Origin of the sequence: Natrialba aegyptia DSM 13077 (genome assembly GCF_000337535.1) — an archaeon.
Lineage (GTDB): Archaea > Halobacteriota > Halobacteria > Halobacteriales > Natrialbaceae > Natrialba > Natrialba aegyptia.
The window spans coordinates 83,211-105,086 of the sequence record NZ_AOIP01000016.1 but is presented as its reverse complement, the minus strand read 5'-3'; the positions used below and the strand labels follow the sequence as shown (position 1 = coordinate 105,086).

At 58.3% G+C, this 21,876-nt stretch carries 18 protein-coding genes and 3 tRNA genes; 16 read left to right on the top strand and 5 right to left on the bottom strand.

The annotated features are described in order from the left end of the window. Window positions 1-50 precede the first annotated feature (50 nt). Window positions 51-365 carry a HalOD1 output domain-containing protein gene (locus C480_RS07230; protein ID WP_006664963.1) on the bottom strand — a complete coding sequence of 105 codons (315 nt, stop codon included), beginning with the start codon at window positions 363-365 and terminating at the stop codon, window positions 51-53. A 458-nt stretch (window positions 366-823) separates the two neighbouring features. Next, window positions 824-896 (bottom strand) — tRNA-Arg (locus tag C480_RS07225). A gap of 334 nt (window positions 897-1,230) precedes the next feature. On the opposite strand from C480_RS07225, the gene C480_RS07220 reads away from it, so the two are divergent. From C480_RS07220 to C480_RS07210, 3 genes are all read left to right on the top strand, one after another. Next, window positions 1,231-2,715, top strand: coding sequence for a single-stranded DNA binding protein (locus C480_RS07220; RefSeq protein ID WP_006664962.1), 1,485 nt, complete (start codon window positions 1,231-1,233; stop codon window positions 2,713-2,715). A gap of 63 nt (window positions 2,716-2,778) precedes the next feature. Next, window positions 2,779-3,210, top strand: coding sequence for a histone (locus C480_RS07215; RefSeq protein ID WP_006110538.1), 432 nt, complete (start codon window positions 2,779-2,781; stop codon window positions 3,208-3,210). Between the two features lie 7 nt (window positions 3,211-3,217). After that, window positions 3,218-4,243 (top strand): histone deacetylase family protein, encoded by a 1,026-nt coding sequence (locus C480_RS07210; protein WP_006664961.1) that lies wholly within the window; start codon window positions 3,218-3,220, stop codon window positions 4,241-4,243. Between the two features lie 42 nt (window positions 4,244-4,285). Here the strand turns inward: C480_RS07210 and cca are convergent, their stop codons facing one another. Then, the gene (gene cca, locus C480_RS07205; protein WP_006664960.1) at window positions 4,286-5,773 is read right to left on the bottom strand and encodes a CCA tRNA nucleotidyltransferase; all 1,488 of its coding nucleotides are present in this window, start codon (window positions 5,771-5,773) and stop codon (window positions 4,286-4,288) included. A gap of 96 nt (window positions 5,774-5,869) precedes the next feature. On the opposite strand from cca, the gene C480_RS07200 reads away from it, so the two are divergent. The 7 genes from C480_RS07200 to C480_RS07170 all read left to right on the top strand — a co-directional run bounded on the left by C480_RS07200 (window position 5,870) and on the right by C480_RS07170 (window position 10,615). Then, window positions 5,870-5,942 (top strand) — tRNA-Asn (locus C480_RS07200). 215 nt (window positions 5,943-6,157) lie between these two features. Further along, a complete protein-coding gene (locus tag C480_RS07195; RefSeq protein ID WP_006664959.1) occupies window positions 6,158-6,961 on the top strand; it encodes a hypothetical protein in 804 nt (267 codons plus the stop codon). Window positions 6,962-7,252: 291 nt separating this feature from the next. Beyond that, entirely contained in the window at window positions 7,253-7,576 is a 324-nt protein-coding gene (locus tag C480_RS07190) for a hypothetical protein (protein WP_152424019.1), read from the top strand. 192 nt (window positions 7,577-7,768) lie between these two features. Next, complete coding sequence (locus C480_RS07185) at window positions 7,769-8,356, top strand: MogA/MoaB family molybdenum cofactor biosynthesis protein (RefSeq protein WP_049903436.1); 588 nt, start codon at window positions 7,769-7,771, stop codon at window positions 8,354-8,356. A 118-nt stretch (window positions 8,357-8,474) separates the two neighbouring features. Further along, window positions 8,475-9,404: a hypothetical protein gene (locus tag C480_RS07180; RefSeq protein ID WP_006664956.1), complete on the top strand. Its 930-nt coding sequence runs from the start codon at window positions 8,475-8,477 to the stop codon at window positions 9,402-9,404. Window positions 9,405-9,406: 2 nt separating this feature from the next. Then, window positions 9,407-10,033 carry an RPA family protein gene (locus C480_RS07175; protein ID WP_006664955.1) on the top strand — a complete coding sequence of 209 codons (627 nt, stop codon included), beginning with the start codon at window positions 9,407-9,409 and terminating at the stop codon, window positions 10,031-10,033. 132 nt (window positions 10,034-10,165) lie between these two features. After that, window positions 10,166-10,615, top strand: coding sequence for a hypothetical protein (locus tag C480_RS07170; protein WP_006664954.1), 450 nt, complete (start codon window positions 10,166-10,168; stop codon window positions 10,613-10,615). Between the two features lie 125 nt (window positions 10,616-10,740). On the opposite strand, the gene C480_RS07165 is transcribed toward C480_RS07170, so the two are convergent. Next, complete coding sequence (locus tag C480_RS07165; protein ID WP_006664953.1) at window positions 10,741-11,196, bottom strand: DUF5814 domain-containing protein; 456 nt, start codon at window positions 11,194-11,196, stop codon at window positions 10,741-10,743. A gap of 253 nt (window positions 11,197-11,449) precedes the next feature. Between C480_RS07165 and C480_RS07160 the strand changes: the two genes are divergently transcribed. The 3 genes from C480_RS07160 to C480_RS07150 all read left to right on the top strand — a co-directional run bounded on the left by C480_RS07160 (window position 11,450) and on the right by C480_RS07150 (window position 14,020). Beyond that, a tRNA-His gene (locus C480_RS07160) sits at window positions 11,450-11,521 on the top strand. A gap of 576 nt (window positions 11,522-12,097) precedes the next feature. Next, a complete protein-coding gene (locus C480_RS07155; RefSeq protein ID WP_006664952.1) occupies window positions 12,098-12,553 on the top strand; it encodes an RDD family protein in 456 nt (151 codons plus the stop codon). 141 nt (window positions 12,554-12,694) lie between these two features. Next, complete coding sequence (locus tag C480_RS07150; protein WP_006664951.1) at window positions 12,695-14,020, top strand: hypothetical protein; 1,326 nt, start codon at window positions 12,695-12,697, stop codon at window positions 14,018-14,020. Between the two features lie 378 nt (window positions 14,021-14,398). Here the strand turns inward: C480_RS07150 and C480_RS07145 are convergent, their stop codons facing one another. After that, complete coding sequence (locus C480_RS07145; protein ID WP_006664950.1) at window positions 14,399-14,734, bottom strand: cupredoxin domain-containing protein; 336 nt, start codon at window positions 14,732-14,734, stop codon at window positions 14,399-14,401. Between the two features lie 184 nt (window positions 14,735-14,918). Here C480_RS07145 and C480_RS07140 point away from each other — a divergent pair, with 184 nt between their 5' ends. The 3 genes from C480_RS07140 to C480_RS07130 all read left to right on the top strand — a co-directional run bounded on the left by C480_RS07140 (window position 14,919) and on the right by C480_RS07130 (window position 21,723). Further along, on the top strand, window positions 14,919-17,207 hold the full coding sequence (locus C480_RS07140) for an AAA family ATPase (RefSeq protein WP_083873349.1): 2,289 nt from the start codon (window positions 14,919-14,921) through the stop codon (window positions 17,205-17,207). Between the two features lie 240 nt (window positions 17,208-17,447). Next, on the top strand, window positions 17,448-20,411 hold the full coding sequence (locus C480_RS07135; RefSeq protein WP_083873348.1) for an AAA family ATPase: 2,964 nt from the start codon (window positions 17,448-17,450) through the stop codon (window positions 20,409-20,411). Continuing rightward, complete coding sequence (locus C480_RS07130; protein WP_006664947.1) at window positions 20,392-21,723, top strand: hypothetical protein; 1,332 nt, start codon at window positions 20,392-20,394, stop codon at window positions 21,721-21,723. Before C480_RS07135 ends, C480_RS07130 begins: the two co-directional genes overlap by 20 nt. Window positions 21,724-21,876 lie beyond the last annotated feature (153 nt).

The following is a 21,876-nucleotide window of genomic DNA, read 5'->3' as shown; positions in this document are numbered from 1 at the left end:
TAGAGCCGAGGCTCGCGGCTTGGCGTTTTGCGGTTCTGACAGTATCCGTCTCACTCCGCCTGGTGGTTCGCTTTTACTGTCAACTTCTGCCCGTGACGAGTAATGATCACAGTAAAGCCCTCGTATCCGAACGAAACCCGCGTCTCCGGATCCGCTAGGTCGCTTTGTGAACCAAAGAGCGCATCGAGTGCGTCAGGATCGATCACCTCGTAGAGCGGCACGAGTTCGGTCGGGTCACAGTCGGCAGCCGTCGACACGGTCTCGATGGCGGCAAGCGATGCGGACCGTGAGAGTTCGAACTCGCGACGGACGGTGGTCGACGATGCGGTACGTGCATTTTTCTGCTGTCCCAGTTCCGAGTCCATCCCACTTCTTGGAAGAACGGCCACACCATCTTATAAAAGTCTGTCTAAATCTCGTCCGATTTCTCTCCGTTCTACTAATCACTATTGGGAATCACCTATTCAAACAACATACCTCTTCTCTCCAATGGAAACCCGAAATCGGCGCTATCGGCTCCGAAAACTGCCCCGTCGGTATCGGGTGAACGTGATGAACTATAGATATGTCGGGCAACACAGGGCTGCGTCCCGGTGTGGTGGAATTGCAGACGGTCTACTGTACCGATTTCCCGGCGCAGCCGCGCCTCGTCCTGCGGTTGCGCCGGAACTGACTGCCAACAGTCCCTATCAGAGCCGTTCCGACCGCTCGCGTCGTTCGTTTCCGGATTCGATCGTAGCTACTGAGCTCCACGTACCGATTCCGCGTCTCGATTTTCGCTACGTGCTGCCCGCTACGCTCGCGATATTGTACTGAAGAGAAGCGTCCTGACGGAGATTTGAACTCCGGTCCCTGGCTCCGCAAGCCAAGAGGATAGTCCACTACCCTATCAGGACTCATCTCTTCGTAACCCGGTGACCATTAAAGCCCTTTCGAAAGTGACCGGAAAACGGGCCTGGTTCGGCCGATTATGCCTGATTTACTCACCCATGATTCAGGGTCGCTGGTGGCTTCGAGTTCACGTTATAGACTGCACTCAGTACCACCAAGGAGTGGGAGAGATCGGACCGCGAGTTCAAGTACGGGGGCGAGCCCAGAGACGGGTACAGATGGAGACCATCACAGTCCGGGGGTATCGATATCGATTCCGGTTCACGACCGGGGAGTATCGAGCGCGCACACGACGAATGGACAACGCTTATGCGCGGGCTACTCATGCACGAGCATAGAATGAGCGACATCGAGGGCGTCTATGAAGACCTCGAGGCCGACATCTCTCTGGAGGAGTTTCGCGAGGCCGTCGAGGAAAAAGTCGAGCAGATGGGGGGACTCGCGGACGAGGAGACGGCGGCGATGCTGATCGCTCACGAGGTCGGCGAGAGCGAGGTCGGGGGCATCGCCGATATCGAGCCTGGCATGGAAGAAGCGAAGTTCGTCGCCAAGGTGCTCTCGGTCGGCGAGCGCCGCACCTTCGAACGCGACGGCGAGGACGAGGACGGCCAGGTCGTCAACGTCGAGGTCGCCGACGAGACCGGCTCCGTCCGCGCGGCCTTCTGGGACGAGCACGCCGACGCCGCTATCGACGAACTCGAAGAAGGCCAGGTCCTGCGGATCAAGGGTCGCCCGAAGGACGGCTTCAGCGGCGTCGAAGTCAGCGTCGACGAGGTCGAACCGGACCCGGACACCGAGATCGACGTACAGATTTCGGATACCTACACCGTCGAGAACCTCTCGCTCGGTCTTTCGAACGTCAATCTCGTCGGACTCGTCCTCGACACCGACACCGTTCGCACGTTCGACCGCGACGACGGCTCCGAGGGGAAGGTCTCGAATCTCGTCCTCGGCGACTCGACCGGCCGCGTCCGCGTCACGCTCTGGGACGACCAGGCGGACCTCGCGACCGAACTCGAGGCCGACGAGACCGTCGAGGTCGTCGACGGCTACGTTCGCGAGCGCGACGGCTCGCTCGAACTCCACGTCGGCAACCGGGGGGCAGTCGAGACGGTCGACGCCGATATCGAGTACGTCCCGGAAAGCACGCCGATCGAGAACCTCGAGATCGGCCAGACGGTCGACCTCGCTGGCGTCGTTCGATCGACGGACCCGAAGCGGACGTTCGACCGCGACGACGGCTCCGAGGGCCAGGTCAAGAACGTCCGCGTCCAGGACGCCACCGGCGACATTCGCGTCGCACTCTGGGGTGAGAAGGCGGATCTCGATATCGGCCCGGGCGACGAGGTCGCACTCGGCGACGTCGAGATTCAAGACGGCTGGCAGGACGATCTCGAGGCCTCCGCCGGCTGGCAGTCGACGATCACGATCCTCGAATCGGAGTCCGACAGCGCCGGCGCGTCGAGCACAGCTGGCGACGAGAGTTCGACGAGCGACGAAAACGCGGGACTCTCCGCGTTCGCGGGTGACGCGGCTGCCGACGACGCCGGGGCGACCGGTGATGAATCCGCAGCCGACACCGCTGAAGAAGAGAACGGCCGCGCGACCGCGGACGAGGCCGGAGCCACCGACGCCGGCGAGCCGTCGGACGGCGACGAACTCGAGTTCACCGGCGTCGTGGTGCAGGCCGGCAGCCCGGTCGTGCTCGACGACGGCGAGACGACGATGAGCGTCGAGACCGAGGCCGATGTCGGCCTCGGCGAGGAGGTCACCGCGCGGGGCGTCGTTCGAGAGGGGCGACTCGACGCAAACGACGTGTTCTAGGCAGTCCTCGCCTCGCGATCGGCGAGGAAAAGCGTTAAGGGAGTTAGCTTCGCCTAGCATGATATGAACGTCGAACTCCCGTTCGCGCCGGTGGATACGATTATCCGGCGGAACGCGGGTGATCTTCGGGTGAGCGCCGACGCGTCGGCCGAACTCGCAGCCCGGATTCAGGACCGCGGGAGCGACCTCGCGATCGACGCTGCCGACCGCGCCACTGCGGACGGACGGAAGACGCTGATGGCGTCGGATTTCGAGGTCGAAACCGTCGTCGAAAAGGACGAACTCGAGTTGCCGGTCGCGCCGGTCGACCGAATCGCGAGACTGGAGATCGACGACCGCTATCGGGTCTCGATGGACGCTCGCGTCGCGCTGGCAGACATTCTCGAGGATTACGCGGATAACGTCGCAGGAGCATCGGCCATCCTCGCCCGCCACGCGGATCGGCGAACGATTATCGACGACGACATCGAGACGTACTTCTCGCTGTTCGAGTGAGTGTGAGATGCAATTTGGCTACAGCGAGGTCTGCCTCGCACACGATCCCGGCCCGCGCCACCCGGAGTCCTCGGACCGGCTCAGAGCGATCAGAGAGCGTCTGAAGAAAAAACACGGCGTCGCGTACGTCGAGGGCGATCCCTGTTCGCTCGACGAGATTGCGGCCGTCCACGATCGCGCGTACGTCGAATCGGTCGAGTCGTTCTGTGCCGACGGCGGCGGGAACTGGGATCCCGACACGACGGCCGTCGAGGATACTTGGGATGCAATTCGGTACAGCGCCGGCCAGGCCTGTTGGGCCGTGGACGCTGCGCTATCGGGCGAAACGGGGCGTCAAACGCCGTTCTCTATCGGTCGCCCGCCGGGCCACCACGCCGTCGAGGACGACGCGATGGGCTTTTGCTTCGTGAACAACGTCGCCGTCGCCGCCCAGCACGCCCTCGATCACGACGACTACGATGTCGACCGCGTCGCGATCGTCGACTGGGACGTCCACCACGGCAACGGCACGCAAGATATCTTCTACGACCGCGACGACGTGTTCTTCGTTTCGATCCACGAACAGGGGCTCTATCCCGGTACCGGGGATATCGACGAAACCGGTGCCGGCGACGCCACCGGGACGACGATGAACATCCCGATGCCGGCCGGAACGGACGACGCCGGCTACCTCGCGGCGGTCGACGGCCCGATCGCGGCCGCACTCGAATCGTTCGATCCCGACCTCTTGCTCGTCAGCGCCGGGTTCGACGCCCACCGTCACGACCCCATCTCGCGCATCCGCCTCTCGACTGAAGCCTACGCCTTGCTGGCCGATCGACTCCGAACGCTCGCCGCCGACACCGACGCGTCCCTCGCGTTCGTCCTCGAAGGCGGCTACGGACTCGATGTCCTCGCGGACAGCGTCTCGATCGTCCACGAGACGTTCGACGGCCGCGACCCGATCCAACCCGACGACGCCGAACTCGACGACCAGGTCGTCTCGGTGCTCGAAGACGTTCTCGCGGCCCACGACGTAGCTATCGACCTGTAAGTCGTCGCGTTTCGTCGCCGCCGCACCAGCAACCAGTCGCGCTCAGGGCTCCGGCTCGAAATACGCCCGCAGTTCGCGTCCGAACTCGCCGAGTAACACCGTCACCTCGTCACCGACCAGCACCTCGTACCCCGATTCGAGTTCAGTCTCGACGTGTGCGCCGAGTCCCACGTCGAACAGCCGCTCGCTCTCGAGGAACGCCCGCGCGCTCGTGAACTCGCGCTCGCGCTCGGTGACGTACCGGTCGCCGTCGATGAACGGTCCGTACGCAGTCGGATCGTCTGCGTAGGTCTCGTAGAATCCTTCGGCGTGGGCCCGCACGTGAACCGGCGGGCCGTCGTGGCGCTCGACCGCCGGCCGCTCCGCGACCTCGAGTTCGCCGAACACCACGGCGGTATCATCCGCGAACGTCGTCGTCCGGAAGACGTCGAACCCGCGGTCGTCGAGCCCCTGCGTGATGCCGTCACGGGACTTCCGGAGCTGCGGATAGAGCTGATCCGCGACCAGGTCGGGCGCGTCGAACCGAACGGCGACCGGCGTCGTTTGCCGCGCCCTCAGGTGCTCGCAGAGTTCGGTTTCGGTCAGCGGGTCGGGGTCGTCGGTCTCGAAGAACGCGAGGGCCGGCGCCTCGATGAACTCGCGGGCGTAGTGCTGGAGGCGAGCGACGTTCTCGGGGGAACAGACGGCGGCGACGTTTCGCTCGGGGTCCGTGGGATCGATGACGACGAGGGGGTCGGCGAACGTTTCCCGGCCGTGATCCTCGGGGTCGAGTTCGACCGGCGGCTGCCAGTCGGCGGCGGCCGCAAGGAGCGGTCGGAAGCCGCCGTACTCCCAGACGAGCAGTTCCGTCAGGTAGCCGCTGAAGCCGCGGGTTCGGAGGTCGCTGCCGTAGGCTCCGATCCCTTTCAGGAACTGTTTTGCGACGCGCACGTCGGCTGCAAGGGCGTCGTCGAGTCGCCGCTCCAGATACTGCGTGTGGAAGGGCGTTCGATCGACGGCCGAGCGGATTTCGGTCGCGGATTCGAGGCGAAAACACGGGACCACGTCGATATCGAACTCGTCGACGGTGCCCGTGACGTAGGGGTGCTCGGCGTACTCCTCGTGACCCTCGGGGAGGGTGGCGTGACCGACGTCGAGGCCGTACTCCTCGAGCGTCTCCCGGTCGAGTTCGGGCGGAAAGCGGACGAAGATATCGATGTCGCGGTCGCCGCTGATCCAGGTGTCCCTGGCCGTCGAGCCGACCCGTATCACATCGGCGTCGGGGCAGCGGTCAGTCGCCGCGTCGGCGGCGCGGGTGGCGAGGCGGTTCGCGACTTCTTGTAGCCGTTCGCGCTCCGCCTCGTCGGGGTCGACGCGATCCCGAACGGCGGCGACGACGCGACTGAACTCGTCCCGTTTGCTGGTTTCGTCGTGCCTGTCGGTTCCAGTGTCGCGTTCGTCGGGGGCTGCGTCTGAGCCTGAACCTGCGTCTGGATCTGAGTTGGGCCCCGAATCCATTTTGGATTCGTCGACTGCATCGTCGTCGCTCATTTGCGCGCAACTACTCGTGCGGTGCGTGAAAGGGTGTCGAACCGCCGGAAGCGAAAACGAAAGCCCTATCAAAAGAACCCACCAATCACGAGTTGAGCCGAAGTAGCTCAGATGGTAGAGCACCTCGCTGTTAACGAGGTTGTCCCAGGTTCGAGTCCTGGCTTCGGCGTTCGAATTTTTCGAGCTACTTGGAACGCATAACGGGCTATTTGTGCCGTTTTCACCTGTTACTCGCGAGTTTTGACGAGATAGATTGCCGTGGCTCCGTGAGTTGACGTTCTTCTTCCGGTTACAATCCGTCTCGGATCTCTGTACGCCCACATATCAAATGATTGCTCTGATTATCGAAACATACTCATCATATAATATAAACACCTGGGCGCAATGTCGAATGGAAATAGCGGTACGAGGCGGTACTTTCTGAAAACAGCGGCCGTCGGGTCCGCCACGGTTCCACTGGTCGGTACAGCGATCGCCAGCGAGGGAGAGACGGAGCGAAAGCGGGACGTCTCCGGGTATTCCCTTTCGGCGAGGGGGTCGGGAGAGACGACGGGTGATACCATCTCGAAGGAAGAACGAGAACGGATCCGAACGCTCATGACGGAGATCGGGGACGGAGATTCCACGCAGACTCTGCAACGCTCTCGGAAGACGTCCGACGAAGCGTCCTCGATGGAGTCGGAGACGGTCGATATCCTCCAGGAAGACCCGACGGATGATCCCGAAAATCAGGTCTGGAGCGAATCGACGAGCGTCTCGGATACGACCGTCACGGGCGCGTCGCTGGTCGATGCGGACTACTACATGACCTGTTACAAACCGGCCATCTATGACGAGGATGGCAACCGCTATCTCATGTGGTACGCCTGGGGCGGGCTCCGACCGCAGGACCGCGCTGCCTGGACCGGCAACCTGGAAAACGCGCGAGTCGAGATCGAACTCACGTCGGATAACGGTGACATGGTCCGGTACAAACCCGCGGTGACTGAGACCGACACGACTACGAAATGGACATGTCGATGGAAGTCTCCGGAGAACCCGTCGGTGTCGGCGGTTCAGCCACGCTCTCGGGTTCGTTCACGATCGGGGGTGGGACCGTCCGTCCTCACAGATCGAAGATGGATACGGGTGCGGACACGTTCTGTCCGGCGTTCGAAGGGCAGACCGAGGCCACGTGTGAACTGCTAGGCATGTGTGTGGGCAAGATGGACCCATCAGGTGGAACCGTAACGTGGGATTGGGAGGTTTCCGTCGATGGAGATAGATACAATAAGTGTCCGTCGTGTGCTAAATTATCGATGAGCACCGCGGTCCCGAGACGGAAGATCCTGAAAGCCGCTCCGATAGCCTCAATCGCCGGATTAAGCGGCTGTCTTGGATCAACGATCGGGTCGACGAGCGACGATAGCGGACCGATCTGTACGATGTTCGATCAGGACGGCGAGAAAACCCCCCACTACGGAACACGAAGATAGTGCCATGGGACGGAGAGAGAGAGAGAGAGAGAGAGCAACACTCCGGGTGACGCTTGTCGCCGCAGAGTTAGAAGAAACGGGTGCGAAGTGGATCAACGTGTACGAGCCCAAGATGGATGCATCGAACCCTGAGTGCGCGATTCCGCTTAGCGTGGGCGAAACCGGACCGACGAACCCCGGTGAAGACGGCGCGGTCGTGTACAAAGAGCAGGCGATCGGTGCCGTGCCAGTCGGCGGCCGGTTCCGGGTCGAAGTCACGGACGGCGACGCCGTCCTCGCATGGCAAGAGTTCAGCTACGACTGCTCCGGTGAGTCGGAACAGGACTGACGGCTCGGGACAGACCTCCCAGCCGCTGCGAGGCGAGTTCCGATAGTAACTGAGGATATCTCTCCCCACTGTGCTTTCGAAGCGGATTCTACTGCTCGGATAGCTCGGTCCGGTCGCGCTACCGACACCGGTCTCGCCCGCCGTTCGGAAGACAGCAATTATCGCACTCCGGCGAGACAGATGGACACGACTATGCCACCCAGTGAACGCCACGCCGATACCGCCGAGACGACAGCTCGCCGCCAGACCGACGACCACGGGCACGATACTATTGACCCGCTATATGCCGCGATCGTGACGGTCTCGAGTTCGCGCGCCGAGGCGGCCGATGACTCGAACGCTGCGCCGGACGATCCGGGCGGCGACACCGTACAGGAGTGTTTCGAGAACGCGGGCCACGAGGTGCGAGAACGGCTGCTGGTTCGGGACGATTACGCCGCGATCCGGACGGCGGTTCGCGGGCTTGTCGCGCGCGGCGATATCGACGTCGTGCTCACCACCGGCGGGACGGGCGTCACCGCGGACGACGTCTCGCCGGAGGCGACGGCATCGCTGTTCGAGCGCGAGTTGCCCGGCTTTGGCGAACTCTTCCGGTCGCTCTCGTGGGACGAGGTCGGCACGCGGGCGATGGCATCGCGCGCGACGGCGGGGATCGCGGTCGATACGCCGGTGTTCTGCTTGCCCGGGAGCCAAAGCGCCTGTCGAACCGCCTGCGAGGACCTGATCGTTCCCGAAGCACCCCACCTCGCGGGGCTTGCCACGCGACACCGCGTGGAGTGAGTACCGGCGAGACGAATCCGATCGCCGTTCACTTTCACTCCGGTGGCGGCACTTTAAATACCATCGGGCGCGAATGGACGTATGCCTCCCAGTGAAACCAAGGAGGAGGCGTGACACAATGAGCGACGTACGACAGCACGCGGACGACATCCACGACCAGTTTTCGGACCACCTCGACGTGAGCGTCGAGGACGTCGAGGAGCGCCTGGCCACGCTCGTCGACGAGTACAAAGTGCCGATGGACGAGGCGCGCCGGAGCGTCACCAACCACTACTTAGAGGAGGCCGGCCTCGAGCGCGACGACCTCTCGAGCGGCTCCAGCGAGGCGGTGAACGTCGAAGACATCGAGGAACCCGAGGAGTGGGTCGATCTCACGGCGAAGGTCATCGAACTCTGGGACCCACGGAGCGACTCCGTCGCCCAGGTCGGCCTGCTCGGCGACCCGACGGGAACGATCAAGTTCACCAAGTGGGCCAAATCCGACCTGCCGGCACTCGAGGAAGGCGGCGTCTACTCCCTCCAGAACGTCGTCACCGACGAGTACCAGGGCCGGTACTCGGTCAAACTCAACAGCACGACCGTCATCGAAGAACGCGACGAGGATATCGAAGTCGGCGACGACACTAGCGAGATAGAGGGCGCACTCGTCGACATGCAAAACGGGAGCGGCCTCATCAAGCGCTGCCCCGAGGACGACTGCACCCGAGTCCTTCAGAACGGCCGCTGTAACGAACACGGCGAGGTCGAAGGCGAGTTCGATCTCCGAATCAAGGCCGTCGTCGACGACGGCCTCGACGCCCACGAAGTCATCTTCGACAAGGACGCCACGGAGAACCTGACCGGGCTCTCCCTCGAAGAGGCCAAGGACATGGCGATGGACGCCCTCGATACGACCGTCGTCGCCGACGAAATCGCAGCCGATATCGTCGGCACCTACTACCGTATCGAGGGCCCGACCTTCGGCCGCTACGTCCTGGCCGACGACGTGACTGAACTCGACGGGCCGGCGGATGCGGAGGAACTGCTGATCAAAGCGAGGTCGATGTAACCATGAGCCAGGCAGAACTCACCCGCGAAGTCGCCCGTCGCGTCTTCGCATCGGAATTCAACGACTCGACGTACACGTTCAAAGAATCGGACGACGAGCGCGCGCCGAACTTCGCCCTGCTGCCGACGGGCGATCGCGCGAACCGCGTCTTCGTCGTCGGAACGCTCACCGAAACCGAGGACGTCGGCGAGGACAGCGAGTACTGGCGCGGCCGGGTCGTCGACCCGACCGGGACGTTCTTCGTCTACGCCGGCCAGTACCAGCCCGAAGCAGCTTCGACGCTGCGCGAGACCGAACCACCAGCTTACGTCTCGGTCGTCGGGAAACCGCGGACCTACCAGACTGACGACGGCACAGTCAACGTCTCTCTGCGACCCGAATCGATCGCCGTCGTCGACGCCGCCACCCGCGACCGCTGGGTCGTCGAGACCGCAGAACGAACGCTCGACCGCATCGAAGCCGTCGAGGCGTGGGAAGCCGAACAGGAAGCACCCGAAAGCGGCTCGACCGCACCGACGAACGAGTACGCCCAGATGGCTCGCGATCAGTACGACTCGCCGGTCGTCAACTACCGGAACGACGTGATTCAGGCCCTCGAACAACTCGAGGAAAACGAGGCGACCGCCTGACCACGGCCCTCGGTTTTCACTCTTTTCCTGCTTGCTTCCAGCCAGCCACAACACACCACAATACGGCACGGCACGTACTGTCGTCTGACGAACCGTTAAGTGGACCGCCCCGTGACGTACTAACGAACACGCATGGGTAATAAGAACAAGACGATCTCGTTTCGCGTCAACGAGGATGCGTTCGAATCCCTGCAGGATATCGCCGAAGAACGCGATATCTCGTTGTCGGCCGTCTTCCGGGACTACGTCGACCAACTCGTCGACCACGACGGCCAGATCACGGTCGTCCCCGAGCACGAACTCGCCGTCCGGTCGGCCAGCGAAAACGGCGACGCCGGCGACCAGGCCGATCTCTCGTTCCCGCCAACCGTCGAAGTACCGAAGCGATTCATCCGCGAGCACGAACGACTTGAACTCGAGGCCGAGCACTTGCGAGAGCAGTTAGACGAGTACAAAGCGTACGTCACCGATCTGCAGGACCGACTCGACGACGAGCAAGACGAGGTGCTCCTGCTCGATGATCTCGACGACTTCGAGACGGGAGAGCAGTCAGACGATACCAACACGTATCAGTTCCGGTGAGAAAAGCGGGCTGACAACGCTCGTCTCTGCCTCTTGAACTGCAATCCGCACGGAGCACAGACCACGGAAGCAACGTGGCCAATAGCCGGTTTTACGCCCGTATACGGACTACGACGGTTCGATTCCTACCGTGACAGGTCTTGCTTTTCCTGCCGAATCTCGTCACGTTTGTCCACAGCCCCATCGACGTTCGCGAGGTGTTCGGCAGCCTCCAGCGTTCGAACCCCGCTATCGAGAAACGAGAGCACGTCTCCAGGATAGGCATAGACCATGTAATCGTCGGTCATCACGTCGACGATGGCGTCGGGACCCAGACCCTGCGCGCGCAGATCGAGCAGGTACTGGATGAACTTTCGCTCCGGACACCCACAGTAGGGATTGTTGTCACACTCACAGTCGAGGAAATCCTCGGTGAACTCGAGAACTCGATCACGGGTGGCGTCGTCGAGCTTCTCGAGCCCCTCTCCCTGAAAGAGCATATCGAGTGTTGCCCCCTTGAACGCCCCTTTGGGAATATTCGTCTCGAGTTGCGAACTGAGCTGGCGATGGTTCTTGACGTATATTTTGTCGGTGATGGCCACGCGTTGACCTTCCTATGGGTGCATGGCCGAAAAGCGTCTCGGTCGCGTTCCCCGGACGGCATCGGCCACGCGTCTGGATCGGAGGACTTGCTCCCATCGCAGCTCCTGGGTGTTTCTCGTCTCTGTCGCTGAGCACTATTCACTGAGAGCTGAGCGTTGTGAGCGGTTCTCTCGCGGTAGCTACTACCATGATCCCGGACGTGAGTCGTAACGTATTTCAGGCCAACCGGACCTATATCAGTGTACAAGCGTGTCCGGGTTGGGGTAGTGGTTATCCTTCAGCCTTGTGGAGGCTGAGACGCGGGTTCGATTCTCGCACCCGGACTTTTTCATCGCGTCTCACTCGCAGTCGAGTTCAGCTCGCAGGCCGAGCCTGTGTGATACCGCGACTTGGGTACCTTCGACGCGGAGTTTGCCACGTTGGATGTACCTTCGCCGTCTCTGGCGCTACTGCACTCGAGTGTTGATACGGTCGTGCTGACACGGTCTGCGGTACCGATTTCTCGGCGCACCCGCAGGACGGGCGCGGGTGTGCCGGAACTGACTTGCTACAGCCCCTATGAGAAGCCATAGGACACAGTAAGCAGGCCCTCTTCGTTGTGCCCTTCGACCGCTATAAATTGTTGTCACTATTGGTAATGCTTTCTGGTCTTCTTTACCATTTGATGTAATTCTGATCGGTTTCTTGGTGAAGCGTGTTGTCACCGTGGATCAACAGGAATGAGTCGAGAGATAGCGGTGGACTCGGTGATATCCGTCCTCCTAGTTGTATTTCCATCGATTAGACTCCTGATTCCAGAGAGACCCTCTCGAAAACTCTTTAAATTTGATATTATTAGACAATAGATATAAATGGATACTATTGGGAAGTTTGATATACAATATATCGTGACTGTATGGTATGGATCGATATCCTGTTCCTAACGAAGACAGTCCTGCAGGCATCCTCGATAGTCGTGCAGAAGCACTGCTGATCGATGCATTAATAGTCGCTCTCGTCTGCGGCATCCTCGGATACGGCGGCGGGACGATTATCCTCGGCAGTTCCCTGGGTGGTCTCGGCGGACTCATTCTGGGGCTCCAATTCGTCGCCCCGGTCGTTCTTTTCGTCTACCAGATCCTCTTTGAGGGCTACTATGGCCAGACGATCGGCAAGCGAGCCCGGGGAATCGTCGTCGTCAAAGATGACGGGTCTCGCTGTACGTGGGTCGCGGCAACCCTCCGAAACCTGCTGCGGGTCGTGGATATTCTTCCGCTCTTCTATCTCATCGGTATCGGAACCGCATATCTCTCCTCGAAACACCAGCGAGTCGGAGATCTCGCAGCCCAGACAATCGTCGTCTCGACCGACGAGTAACGTTCCGTCTCAAACTGAACGGCTTGCTCTCGATAGTTCGCGACGCTTGTCGACGGTTCGAACAGCAGTCTGCCAGCCGCTACTGACGCGGCGTATTATTCCGGACAGCACGTTTTGATGCGTCATCACATACGTCTGTGCATGCAAACGGACCGACTCGACGGCCTGTTCGATGAGACCCATCGCAATGCTACCGTCGGATGGATCATCGTCGTCGTCCTCTGCATACTCGCGGCGATCCACGCGTTCGAGTCGTCCTTCCGGTGGTTCGTCTTTACGGGGCTCGCCGTCGCGATTGTTCTCCTCCCTGCAGCTTCCCACCGCGACCCGCGTGTGATGCCACCCTGGGAACTGCTCGTGCTCGTTGCGGTTCCAGTCGTCGATGCGACGATACTGGGAGAGGCGTTTCTGACATCGATCGCCGTTTACATCGCCGTCGCTGCCGTTGCACTCGTCGCCGTCACCGAGATCCACCGATTTACCGCCGTTCGAATGACCCACTCGTTTGCGATTGCGCTCGTCGTAATTACGACCCTTGCAGTCGCCGCAACGTGGAACGTCGCCCAGTGGACGTCCGCCCTCGCGTTCGGAACGCCCTCCATCGACGCCGGCCGTTCGGCGGACGCAGCCAACCACGCGATGATGATGGACTTCGTGTACGCCACGATCGCCGGCTTCCTCGCCGGTATCGTCTTCAACCGATACGCGATGCGATCGACACCCTCCGACGGCGGATTTCCGCCTTCACGTTCCGTCGACTCCGTCGACGACCATTCCCCATCCGAATCGGCCCCACAAAACGCGCCCGACTCGCCCTCCGAAAGCGATACCGCCCCACCGTTTCTCCGCAGCCGCCTCGACGCCTCCGACCAAACCATCAGGCGACTCTCCCGACTTCTTCAGCTCGCTCTCGGCTTCCTGTTTCTCTACGGCCTCCTCACTCTCGACGCGACGACCATCACCAATGCCGGCATCGCACTCGCCATCACGGGTCTTCCGGCACTTCTCGAACGCGACCTCCGCCTCCCGCTCGAACCTGAACTCGTCCTCTGGATCACCGGTGCGGTCTTTCTCCACGCACTCGGTTCAGCGGGGCTGTACGGCTTCCTCGGGCCATGGGACAGTCTGACTCACGCCGTCTCCGCATCGATCGTCGCCGGAACGGGGTATACGGTCGTTCGAGCCATCGACCTGTACACCGACGATATTTACCTTCCCCCGAGAATGCTGTTCGTCTTCATCCTGCTGTTCGTGCTGGCCTTCGGCGTCATCTGGGAACTCATGGAGTTCGCCCTCGGTTTCTTTGCCGACTGGTTCGGCTCCGAGGTCGTCCTCGCTCAGCACGGCATCACCGATACGATCGGTGATCTCTTCTACGATCTCGTCGGTGCCATTGTCGTCGCAATCTGGGGCTCGGTATACCTTACCGATGTCTCTCATCGTCTCGTGTCACGCTTCGACGAGTAATTGTGGGCCACTATCTGGAGTGTTGCTCTCAAATTTGATCGTCCATAGACTCACGCACTGGCTGGAACCGTTGGCTCATCGAATGCCGTACGTTTCGAATCTCGATCGTGTGGAAACCCGCCGCCCCCGTGAACTCTGCGAACTCTCGCCACTGCTCGGCGTTCTCGCCCTCAGATCCGTTCGCGTTCCGTCCCTGAACTCGCGAGCGAACTCGTTGCAAACGGATGCCACCTCCCGGATTGTGAACTACTCCAGTGAACTCGCTTGCTCGCAGAACCTCGGTCCAGTTCAAACCCACTCGGATCGCTTTCGAACGGCTCCCAAAGTTGGTCGCCGTGAGAAGTGCCGTCCCCCGGTGTTGAACCTATGTGTCTTGGCTCACTGGGTCACGATCACCGTTCCAATCGACCTAGTGTGACCTCCCCTTGAGGAACCGTCGACGGTAATTCTGCCCGCCAGTTCGTACTCTCCCGGTTCCTCGAAGGTGTAACTGAACTCGTACTCCGGGCCGCTGGCATGTTGACAGTCTGGACCACTGTCAACCGTTCCGTCGCGAGTTTCTACAGCTTCGCCGTCGACCAGGAGTGCGGCAATGGATGACGTCTCAGCACCAAACGTTGCAATGCTGAATATCGACGCTACCAAGCGACATCGCGTGTTCGAGGACGGATTGAAGATGAGCTCACAGAAGATATCGAAATTCTCCAAGAACATCACCCGGACCTCCTCAAGGAACTACGCTCTGTCGTCTGCGAAAAGAGTGATTGAATAGTAGCAGTCACTCAACTAGGAAATCTTAGTCCTCATATATGATTACCAGAGATAACAACCCCTTCATAGGTGGCGGACTCTTTTCAAGAGGCTATATTTTATACTCTATGAGAAAAAGACCGAATCAATGAGTGACTCACCATTTGTTGGTCGTGAGGACGAAATAGAGACTCTGACAAAGACTATTTCTAGCAATAAGTCATCATCTCTGGTTCCCGTAGTCGGCGCAACTGGTGTAGGTAAATCAACCCTGCTTTCGCAGTTTGCAGGCCAGTGTCGAGATCGAGGCTATCGGGTCCTTCACTATGAATTAAATGAGCCACCATCTGTGGAGCAGTTCTTATCTCGTCTTCTTGATCATTGGCAAGATATCCATCCAAGCGTTGTTCCCAAATCCTCTCAAACAGCGGGGCAAGACTTTATGAAGAATCTTGGCCACTCACTCTCCCAGTCGTCAGGAGTTAAGAGTAGTTTGTTCGGGGGAATTCTAACTGCATTCGCTGGTAAGAATAATGAAGATAAAGAAACCGATATTACATCGACGCTCTTGGAGTTCGCCGTTGAAACGCGTAACAAGTCTCCAGAAGACCAATTTGTGCTTGTTATTGACCAGTTTGACGAATCAAGAATTGACAAAGAAGTACACAGCAAAATCGCTGCGCTTCTCCGAGAGATTGCAACTGACGCACCACGCGGCGTTGTTTGTTGTGTCGGAACCCGTGAACGCTTCTACGAATTCTCAAACTCTAACGTCAGTGAGATAGAGCTTCACCCCTTCGAAATCGAGGATGTTCAAGCGTATCTCGATGCTTTAGATTTAGAAACAGGTGCCGCCGAGCAAGTACATGAGGCCGCTTTGGGATCACCATACTTCATCGAGCGAATCGGGCAGATTGCTGCCGAAACAGGAAGCGTGAACTCGGTTTTAGCGAACCTCTCAGAAGTCGAGAAAGAGAGAAGACGTATGCTTGAAGAACGCTTCCTAGATACGCTCGATAACTTTTCACAGCGTCTATTGCGTGAAACATGCTTCTTGCCAGAGTTAAGACCGCAACCAGTCGCCCACATACTTGGGGAGGACGTTACGGATGTTGAAGAAACACTTCGCGATCTGGAACGGAGATCGATTTTGACTCGACTCGGGTATAGTAAGGGAAACCCAGTATATCGACTCCACGGACTTAACCGCGATTTCCTGCGGGAACGTCTCTCTGCAGAGAATAGGGCAAGACAGCATGCCCAAGCAGCTGGTTATTTCGCGATCGAGTTAGCGAGTACTGGAACCGGCAACCAGAAAGAGTTGCTTACAAAGAGAGGAGTAGAGAGACAAAGAGAATACATGACTGCGGGAGTCATGTTTGAGTATCATCTGCAGCAATTCCCGTCACATTTTGATGCTAAAGAACGTGTCAATAGGATTTTCGAGTTAGTCCCAGATCAAGAACCATCTCCGAGAAAAGCAGCTTTCGATTACTTTCGGGGACTCCGTGAGTACTCTATCGCTGCAGAATCTCTTGGAGTGACACCTGCTGTCGATGCTGAAAGTATCCAAGCGGCGTTAAATGATGATTTTATCAACATTGAAAACCGGCGTGCAGGGCTTGAATCGGTGGCTCGTGGCCTACAAGCAGATGATACCCTAAATAACGACCAAACAGAGGTTGCTCTTCTCATCGCTGAGGGAGCAGTCTACTTGAAGTTAGCCAACGATGGCACTCACAGCCAAGAAGAAATCCTGGAGCAGCTCAATGCACGACGCAATCGGTTAACAACAGAGGAATTTCCAGACGCTTCCGAACTATGCAGGATCAGCCGTGTTGTATTTGATTTATTCGGTGCGATGATCTCTGAAGGAGAACTTGACAATGCTTGGGCTACAATTGAACACGAGTACGAAATTACACAGGATGACTATGAAGTGCTAATAAGTGCAGCAATGGATACCGTCGATTGCTTATTTGATCTCTCCGTAGTGTCTGAGATTATGGAGAAAAATGGCGATAACCCGGCCACTGCCAGTTCTAAACTGAAAGATACTGCTTCAATTGAAGAAGACGGTATTGAAAAAAGCCTTCAAAAGAACTTCAGTTCTCCCTTGTTTAGTGCGTACCGCGCCCTCCAAGTACCGACTACAGAGGAACTTCAAGAACTCTCAAAAAGATGGTCTGAACTTGAAGCACGGTTTGACAAGGGTGAATTACAATTCCTCGCTGCTCTCTGTCGAGATATACAACAGACAATCCTAAATTCGATTCCAGAGAATGCGACTAAGCCAGAGGTGGGGATAATTTTGATGAACTCAATCGACTTCGAAGCCTTAGAGACACCTGATCATGAGCCAGTCGCCACAATTATCAAGGTTCTGGGGGCTTTCAAAGGCATCTCAGCCCATGATCCTAAACGTGGGGAAAAATGAGCGATCTCAGAACCACTTATACTGATTCTCTCTTTCTAAGTTACTTCTTCCATCATACTTAGGGAGCAGATCGGATGTCCGCGCAGCCTGTCTTCGAGGACATTTTGGACCAAAATAGGACTGGTCCGTATGCAGATCTTCTTATTCATAATGATCTGTAGGCATGAAACTGAGGATTGAGGACATCATAGTTGTCTATCGAAGAGTATCTTCTTAACTGTGACATCCAACCACCTACTAATGCCCGGCAAATACGATGATGGCACTCTCGATGTGGCAAAGGAACGGTGGTACTGTACCTACTTTCTGGTTGATCAGTACGATCGGGTCAAAGAATGGGAAATAATTAGAGATGCCCACGATCACACTGCCGAGATTACGAGAGAACTGCTGCACGCGTTTCTCGAGGCACAATCATTCAGTGATGAGGAATTAACAGCCCTCAAATCAGTCGTTCAAGTGTCGAGAACGATCGGCGCTGAAAGCACAATCGAACGTATTCGAGACACCGGTATTGAGTCTCCCCGAGTGGAAACCGTCATCGAGAAGATTCAGAACCGCAAGGAGAGCGGAATCGTCGGCGGAACCGCCTATCCTACGACCGTGCCAGACGGCGAAACCGAATCGGTACTTTTGAAGTCCTTCGAAACGCTACTCGAAGATTCGGCCACAGGTGAGGAACTGGACAAAGCGGTTGTGACAGTGCTCGATCTTGACCTTGAGAACGTAGGTCTTGGAACGTTATCGCCGATATTCTCCCTGCTCCATCCGGAACGGTATCCGATTGTTAACGACCAGACCACCAGCACTCTGGAGATCTGTCTCAGCCTCGAGATTCCTGAAAATTCGAAGCAATATTTCGATGCTATCGAGATCTTCGAGGATGTGCGGAGTGACTTCGGGTTCCGTAACCACTACCGACATCTGGATAACTTCTGTTACTGGGCAAACGGCGACACGGATACGACCGACTGGTATGCGGCAAATGACATCCCCAATCGTACAGTCTGGCAACTTAATGCCGGCCATCAGTCGGACGGCGGGCCGGATCATTTGTGGCCCGCTTGGAAAGAATATGGCGTTTGCTCGATCGGCTGGGACGTTGGCGATCTCTCAGAACTGTCGTCCGCTGAGCTTCGCGACCGAGCGTCGGAACACGGCAGCGAGCGCGTAGAAAACTATCTTAGTCGCTTTTATAATGAACTCTCCGCTGGCGATATTATCATTGCCAAGGATGGTGGGGACCTGCTCGGAATTGGTGTACTCGACGCAGGTGGCTACTGGTACGACCAAACTTATCTCGACGAACGCATCGACGACGTGTCGGTGAGTCACCCTTACTACCGATCTGTCGAATGGATCGCCATTCCGTCCGGAGACCACCCGCGCACCCAACAGTGGGATACAGGGACTGGTCTCTCCCCACGGCCGACACTCGATCGAACGAACGCGTTCGAGGAACTCCGGTGGGCGCTCGCAAACCTTGAACCGGACCTCGGAAACGACCTGATCGAACTCGAACGCCGGAGTCTGGACATCCGTAACGGGGCCGATGGGAGTCAAAAAGACTGGATCGACGAGGACTCAATCTCTCGGGTCGCAGACTACTACTGGGTCAAACAGAACAACAACCCCGATGAAATCGAAGATGAATATCTCGAGGCGGAGCTTGACCAATACTGGGCCCATGACTTGCGAAAGCTGGAACCGGGTGATACGATCATCCACTACAGAGAGGGTGAGCTGATCGGTTCATCGACTGTTACGACACCAGCGTACCGCCGAATCGAAGACGATACCGAGTACCAACGAATCGACGTCAACTTCGACCCATTCGAGTCACCTGTCAGCTTCGCTTCTGTTTTTGAGCAACTGCTGGAAGACAACTACCGATTCGAGAGGCACAATCCAGTGAATCCGCAAGGAGTGAATCAGGATTACCTGTTCCCTCTCCCGGACCGCACTGGACAGTATCTGCTCGAGCAGGGGAACACTCGTGTAGACGATGATCGACTCGAGGATCTGCTTTCCAGCCCGAGGTTCGATCCCGATATTCCCTCGGACCTCTATTACCCGCCGGATCAGGCGTCGCAACTAACTTCTCAGATGCGTGCGGCGATAAATTCAGGCAAAAATATTATTTTCACCGGCCCACCGGGAACTGGGAAATCCGAGATCGCTGAGGCGATTTGCGAACACGCCGTCACGAACGCTGCCGTCGACGACTGGGTTTTCACGACGGCAACGTCCGAGTGGACCGCATACGACACGGTCGGCGGATATATGCCTGCACAGGACGGGGCAGGTGACGGTCTCGAATTCTCCTCAGGACAGTTCCTGCGCTGCTTCCGCTCACGTGATGACGAGATCGTGAACCGTTGGCTAGTGATCGATGAACTCAATCGCTCGGACATCGACAAAGCGTTCGGCCAACTCTTTTCGGTTCTGACGGGCGACTCCGTTGAATTACCGTACTCAGGGTCCGGTGAGGACGAGGGGCCAGTCCGTGTCGAGTGGGTTGACGACGGCATTGATGCGGACGAGCGGTCACGTATCGTGAGGAATGCAGACCGATACCCGATGACACCGTCCTGGCGTCTCATTGGGACGATGAACACCGCCGACAAGGCGTCGCTGTACGAGATGTCCTATGCGTTTATGCGCCGGTTCGCTTTCATTCACGTTGGGATCCCTCACGCACGGACAGATGAGGGTTACGCGAAGCAATGGCTGTTTGACCCTGAATACGAATCCGATCATAACCCGAGCAACTACGCCGCAGCATGGCTCGCAGTGGCCGACGACGACAAACGCGAAGGCCTTCGGAAGACGCTTGAGGACGTTGCCGCACCGCTCGCAGTACTGTGGTCGAACATCTCCGAGGAGCAACCAATCGGTCCCGCAATACTCCACGACATGGTCACCTACGTCGATGCCTACGATATTGAGGGAAGTTCGACAGGTGCAGCACTCACCGACGCAGTCATCGCGCTTGTACTGCCCCAGCTCGAAGGAAGGCGTCCCGATGAGCGGAAGGCACTCCTTCGAGGGCTCGACACCTCCCGTGAACGGCTGCTCGATCCCGATGGCGACGAGGATTCGATCGCTGCCGGGCGTGCCCCAGGACTAGAAACGAAGCGCCTGTATCGAACAGCGGAAGATATGTTCAGCATTGACCTGACCGATGAGCAAGACGAGTCGTAGCGCTCTCGCAGAGACGGTCCAGCGCGATCTGATCGCATACCTCCGCAGTGGCCGGACGATCAATCAGCAGGCAGTGACTGAACGGTTGGACTCAACCGGCCTCTCGATCAGCGACTTCGATCGGCTAAAGCGGATCCACTTCACGCTCTCGGAGCCAGTGCGGGACTACCTCGATGAACTTCCGGAACGACTGCGTCGGGTGCGGACCGCGAGCAACGTCGAACGTGAGCAAGTTCGCGGCGAGGTTCGCGGAGCAGTGGACTGGGGCCAGACGTACCGGGCTCGCTACGCCGAGAATCCGGACGATCGCTCGAAGTTCGTCACGCGGTCGCCGTATACCGAGTATCAACTCCCGGAGAACGTCCTTCTGAAGACACTCCTGAGCATACTCGCTGAGACAGTCAAGACAGATATCTCGGCCATCGACCAATCGTGGCGACGCGATGTATGGTCGGATGCTAACGCGGAGGCGTTTGTTCGACGCATTTCGCAGAATATTCACTTAGATCGTATCAATGCTGACGAGGACACCCCAATCGAGGCGTCACACCTAGAGGCTGCCCGTCGGTCTAGACAGCCGTTGTACTACGAGGCCTACGAGCTCTATCAGCTGTACGATAGGCTCCTGAACAACGAGTTCGATGAGCCGCGTGTTCGGGAGATTCTGTTCGAAACATTGTTCGTTCCCGACACCGCAACGCTGTTTGAGCTTGCCTGCGTTTTCAGGCTGCTTCGCTCCTTGGAGGATGAATACGAGGTCGCCCTGCATACGATCGAGGCCGGGAGCGGTGCGATCGCGGAACTTCGGACCGACCGCTGGCAGATCGAAGTGTACCACGATGAGACGGGACCACTGACTTTCAACGAGCGGCTGCCGGAGGACCCGATGGATGAGTATCTCCGCAGGTATGAGCGGGTGCTCGATCGGCACAGGAACTTTCTGGGACGTAAAAGTCATCGTCCCCTTTATCAAGGGCGACCTGACCTCATAATGGTCGTCAATGAACGGAAAGACGCTGACAAGACACCGAGGAAGATCCTGCTCGGGGAGTTCAAGCACTCGTCAAGTGAGAGTGTGTTTTCGGATGCTGTCCAAGAGATCTTCGAGTATCTTGAGTATGCGCGCCCTGAGGAGGCGGCGTCTCGTCGATGGGATACTGACGAATATTTGGTGGATGAGGACTCGATTGACTTTGAGGGCGTCATAGTCACTGATGGACACCAACCTGAGGGGCCGCGAGATGACCTCGTGCATCTGGCATACCAGTCAATCGCAGAGTCAGTCGAGCCAGGAGATATCCTCGATCTGTAACCGGCAGTGCGATCCTTTCTGTGTCACGGGCAAACGCTCCTACTGACTCAGTTCCCGAACTGCGCTGTTGGTGATCGCTTTGTCTCGAGATAGTGCGCACCGATCAGGTCGGTTTCGACCTCGGTTCGTTTGTGCTTCGCATCCATTCCGTCT

What these genes read in the sequence shown, in the direction of transcription:
- C480_RS07135 (WP_083873348.1), top strand. Translation starts at nt 17,448, where the DNA reads ATGCCCGGCAAATACGATGATGGCACTCTCGATGTGGCAAAGGAACGG.
- C480_RS07145 (WP_006664950.1), bottom strand. Translation starts at nt 14,734, where the DNA reads ATGTTCTTGGAGAATTTCGATATCTTCTGTGAGCTCATCTTCAATCCG.
- cca (WP_006664960.1), bottom strand. Translation starts at nt 5,773, where the DNA reads ATGAGCGACGACGATGCAGTCGACGAATCCAAAATGGATTCGGGGCCC.
- C480_RS07130 (WP_006664947.1), top strand. Translation starts at nt 20,392, where the DNA reads ATGAGCAAGACGAGTCGTAGCGCTCTCGCAGAGACGGTCCAGCGCGAT.
- C480_RS07170 (WP_006664954.1), top strand. Translation starts at nt 10,166, where the DNA reads ATGGGTAATAAGAACAAGACGATCTCGTTTCGCGTCAACGAGGATGCG.
- C480_RS07215 (WP_006110538.1), top strand. Translation starts at nt 2,779, where the DNA reads ATGAACGTCGAACTCCCGTTCGCGCCGGTGGATACGATTATCCGGCGG.
- C480_RS07195 (WP_006664959.1), top strand. Translation starts at nt 6,158, where the DNA reads ATGTCGAATGGAAATAGCGGTACGAGGCGGTACTTTCTGAAAACAGCG.
- C480_RS07180 (WP_006664956.1), top strand. Translation starts at nt 8,475, where the DNA reads ATGAGCGACGTACGACAGCACGCGGACGACATCCACGACCAGTTTTCG.
- C480_RS07190 (WP_152424019.1), top strand. Translation starts at nt 7,253, where the DNA reads ATGGGACGGAGAGAGAGAGAGAGAGAGAGAGCAACACTCCGGGTGACG.
- C480_RS07155 (WP_006664952.1), top strand. Translation starts at nt 12,098, where the DNA reads ATGGATCGATATCCTGTTCCTAACGAAGACAGTCCTGCAGGCATCCTC.
- C480_RS07150 (WP_006664951.1), top strand. Translation starts at nt 12,695, where the DNA reads ATGCAAACGGACCGACTCGACGGCCTGTTCGATGAGACCCATCGCAAT.
- C480_RS07185 (WP_049903436.1), top strand. Translation starts at nt 7,769, where the DNA reads ATGCCACCCAGTGAACGCCACGCCGATACCGCCGAGACGACAGCTCGC.
- C480_RS07230 (WP_006664963.1), bottom strand. Translation starts at nt 365, where the DNA reads ATGGACTCGGAACTGGGACAGCAGAAAAATGCACGTACCGCATCGTCG.
- C480_RS07140 (WP_083873349.1), top strand. Translation starts at nt 14,919, where the DNA reads ATGAGTGACTCACCATTTGTTGGTCGTGAGGACGAAATAGAGACTCTG.
- C480_RS07175 (WP_006664955.1), top strand. Translation starts at nt 9,407, where the DNA reads ATGAGCCAGGCAGAACTCACCCGCGAAGTCGCCCGTCGCGTCTTCGCA.
- C480_RS07210 (WP_006664961.1), top strand. Translation starts at nt 3,218, where the DNA reads ATGCAATTTGGCTACAGCGAGGTCTGCCTCGCACACGATCCCGGCCCG.
- C480_RS07220 (WP_006664962.1), top strand. Translation starts at nt 1,231, where the DNA reads ATGAGCGACATCGAGGGCGTCTATGAAGACCTCGAGGCCGACATCTCT.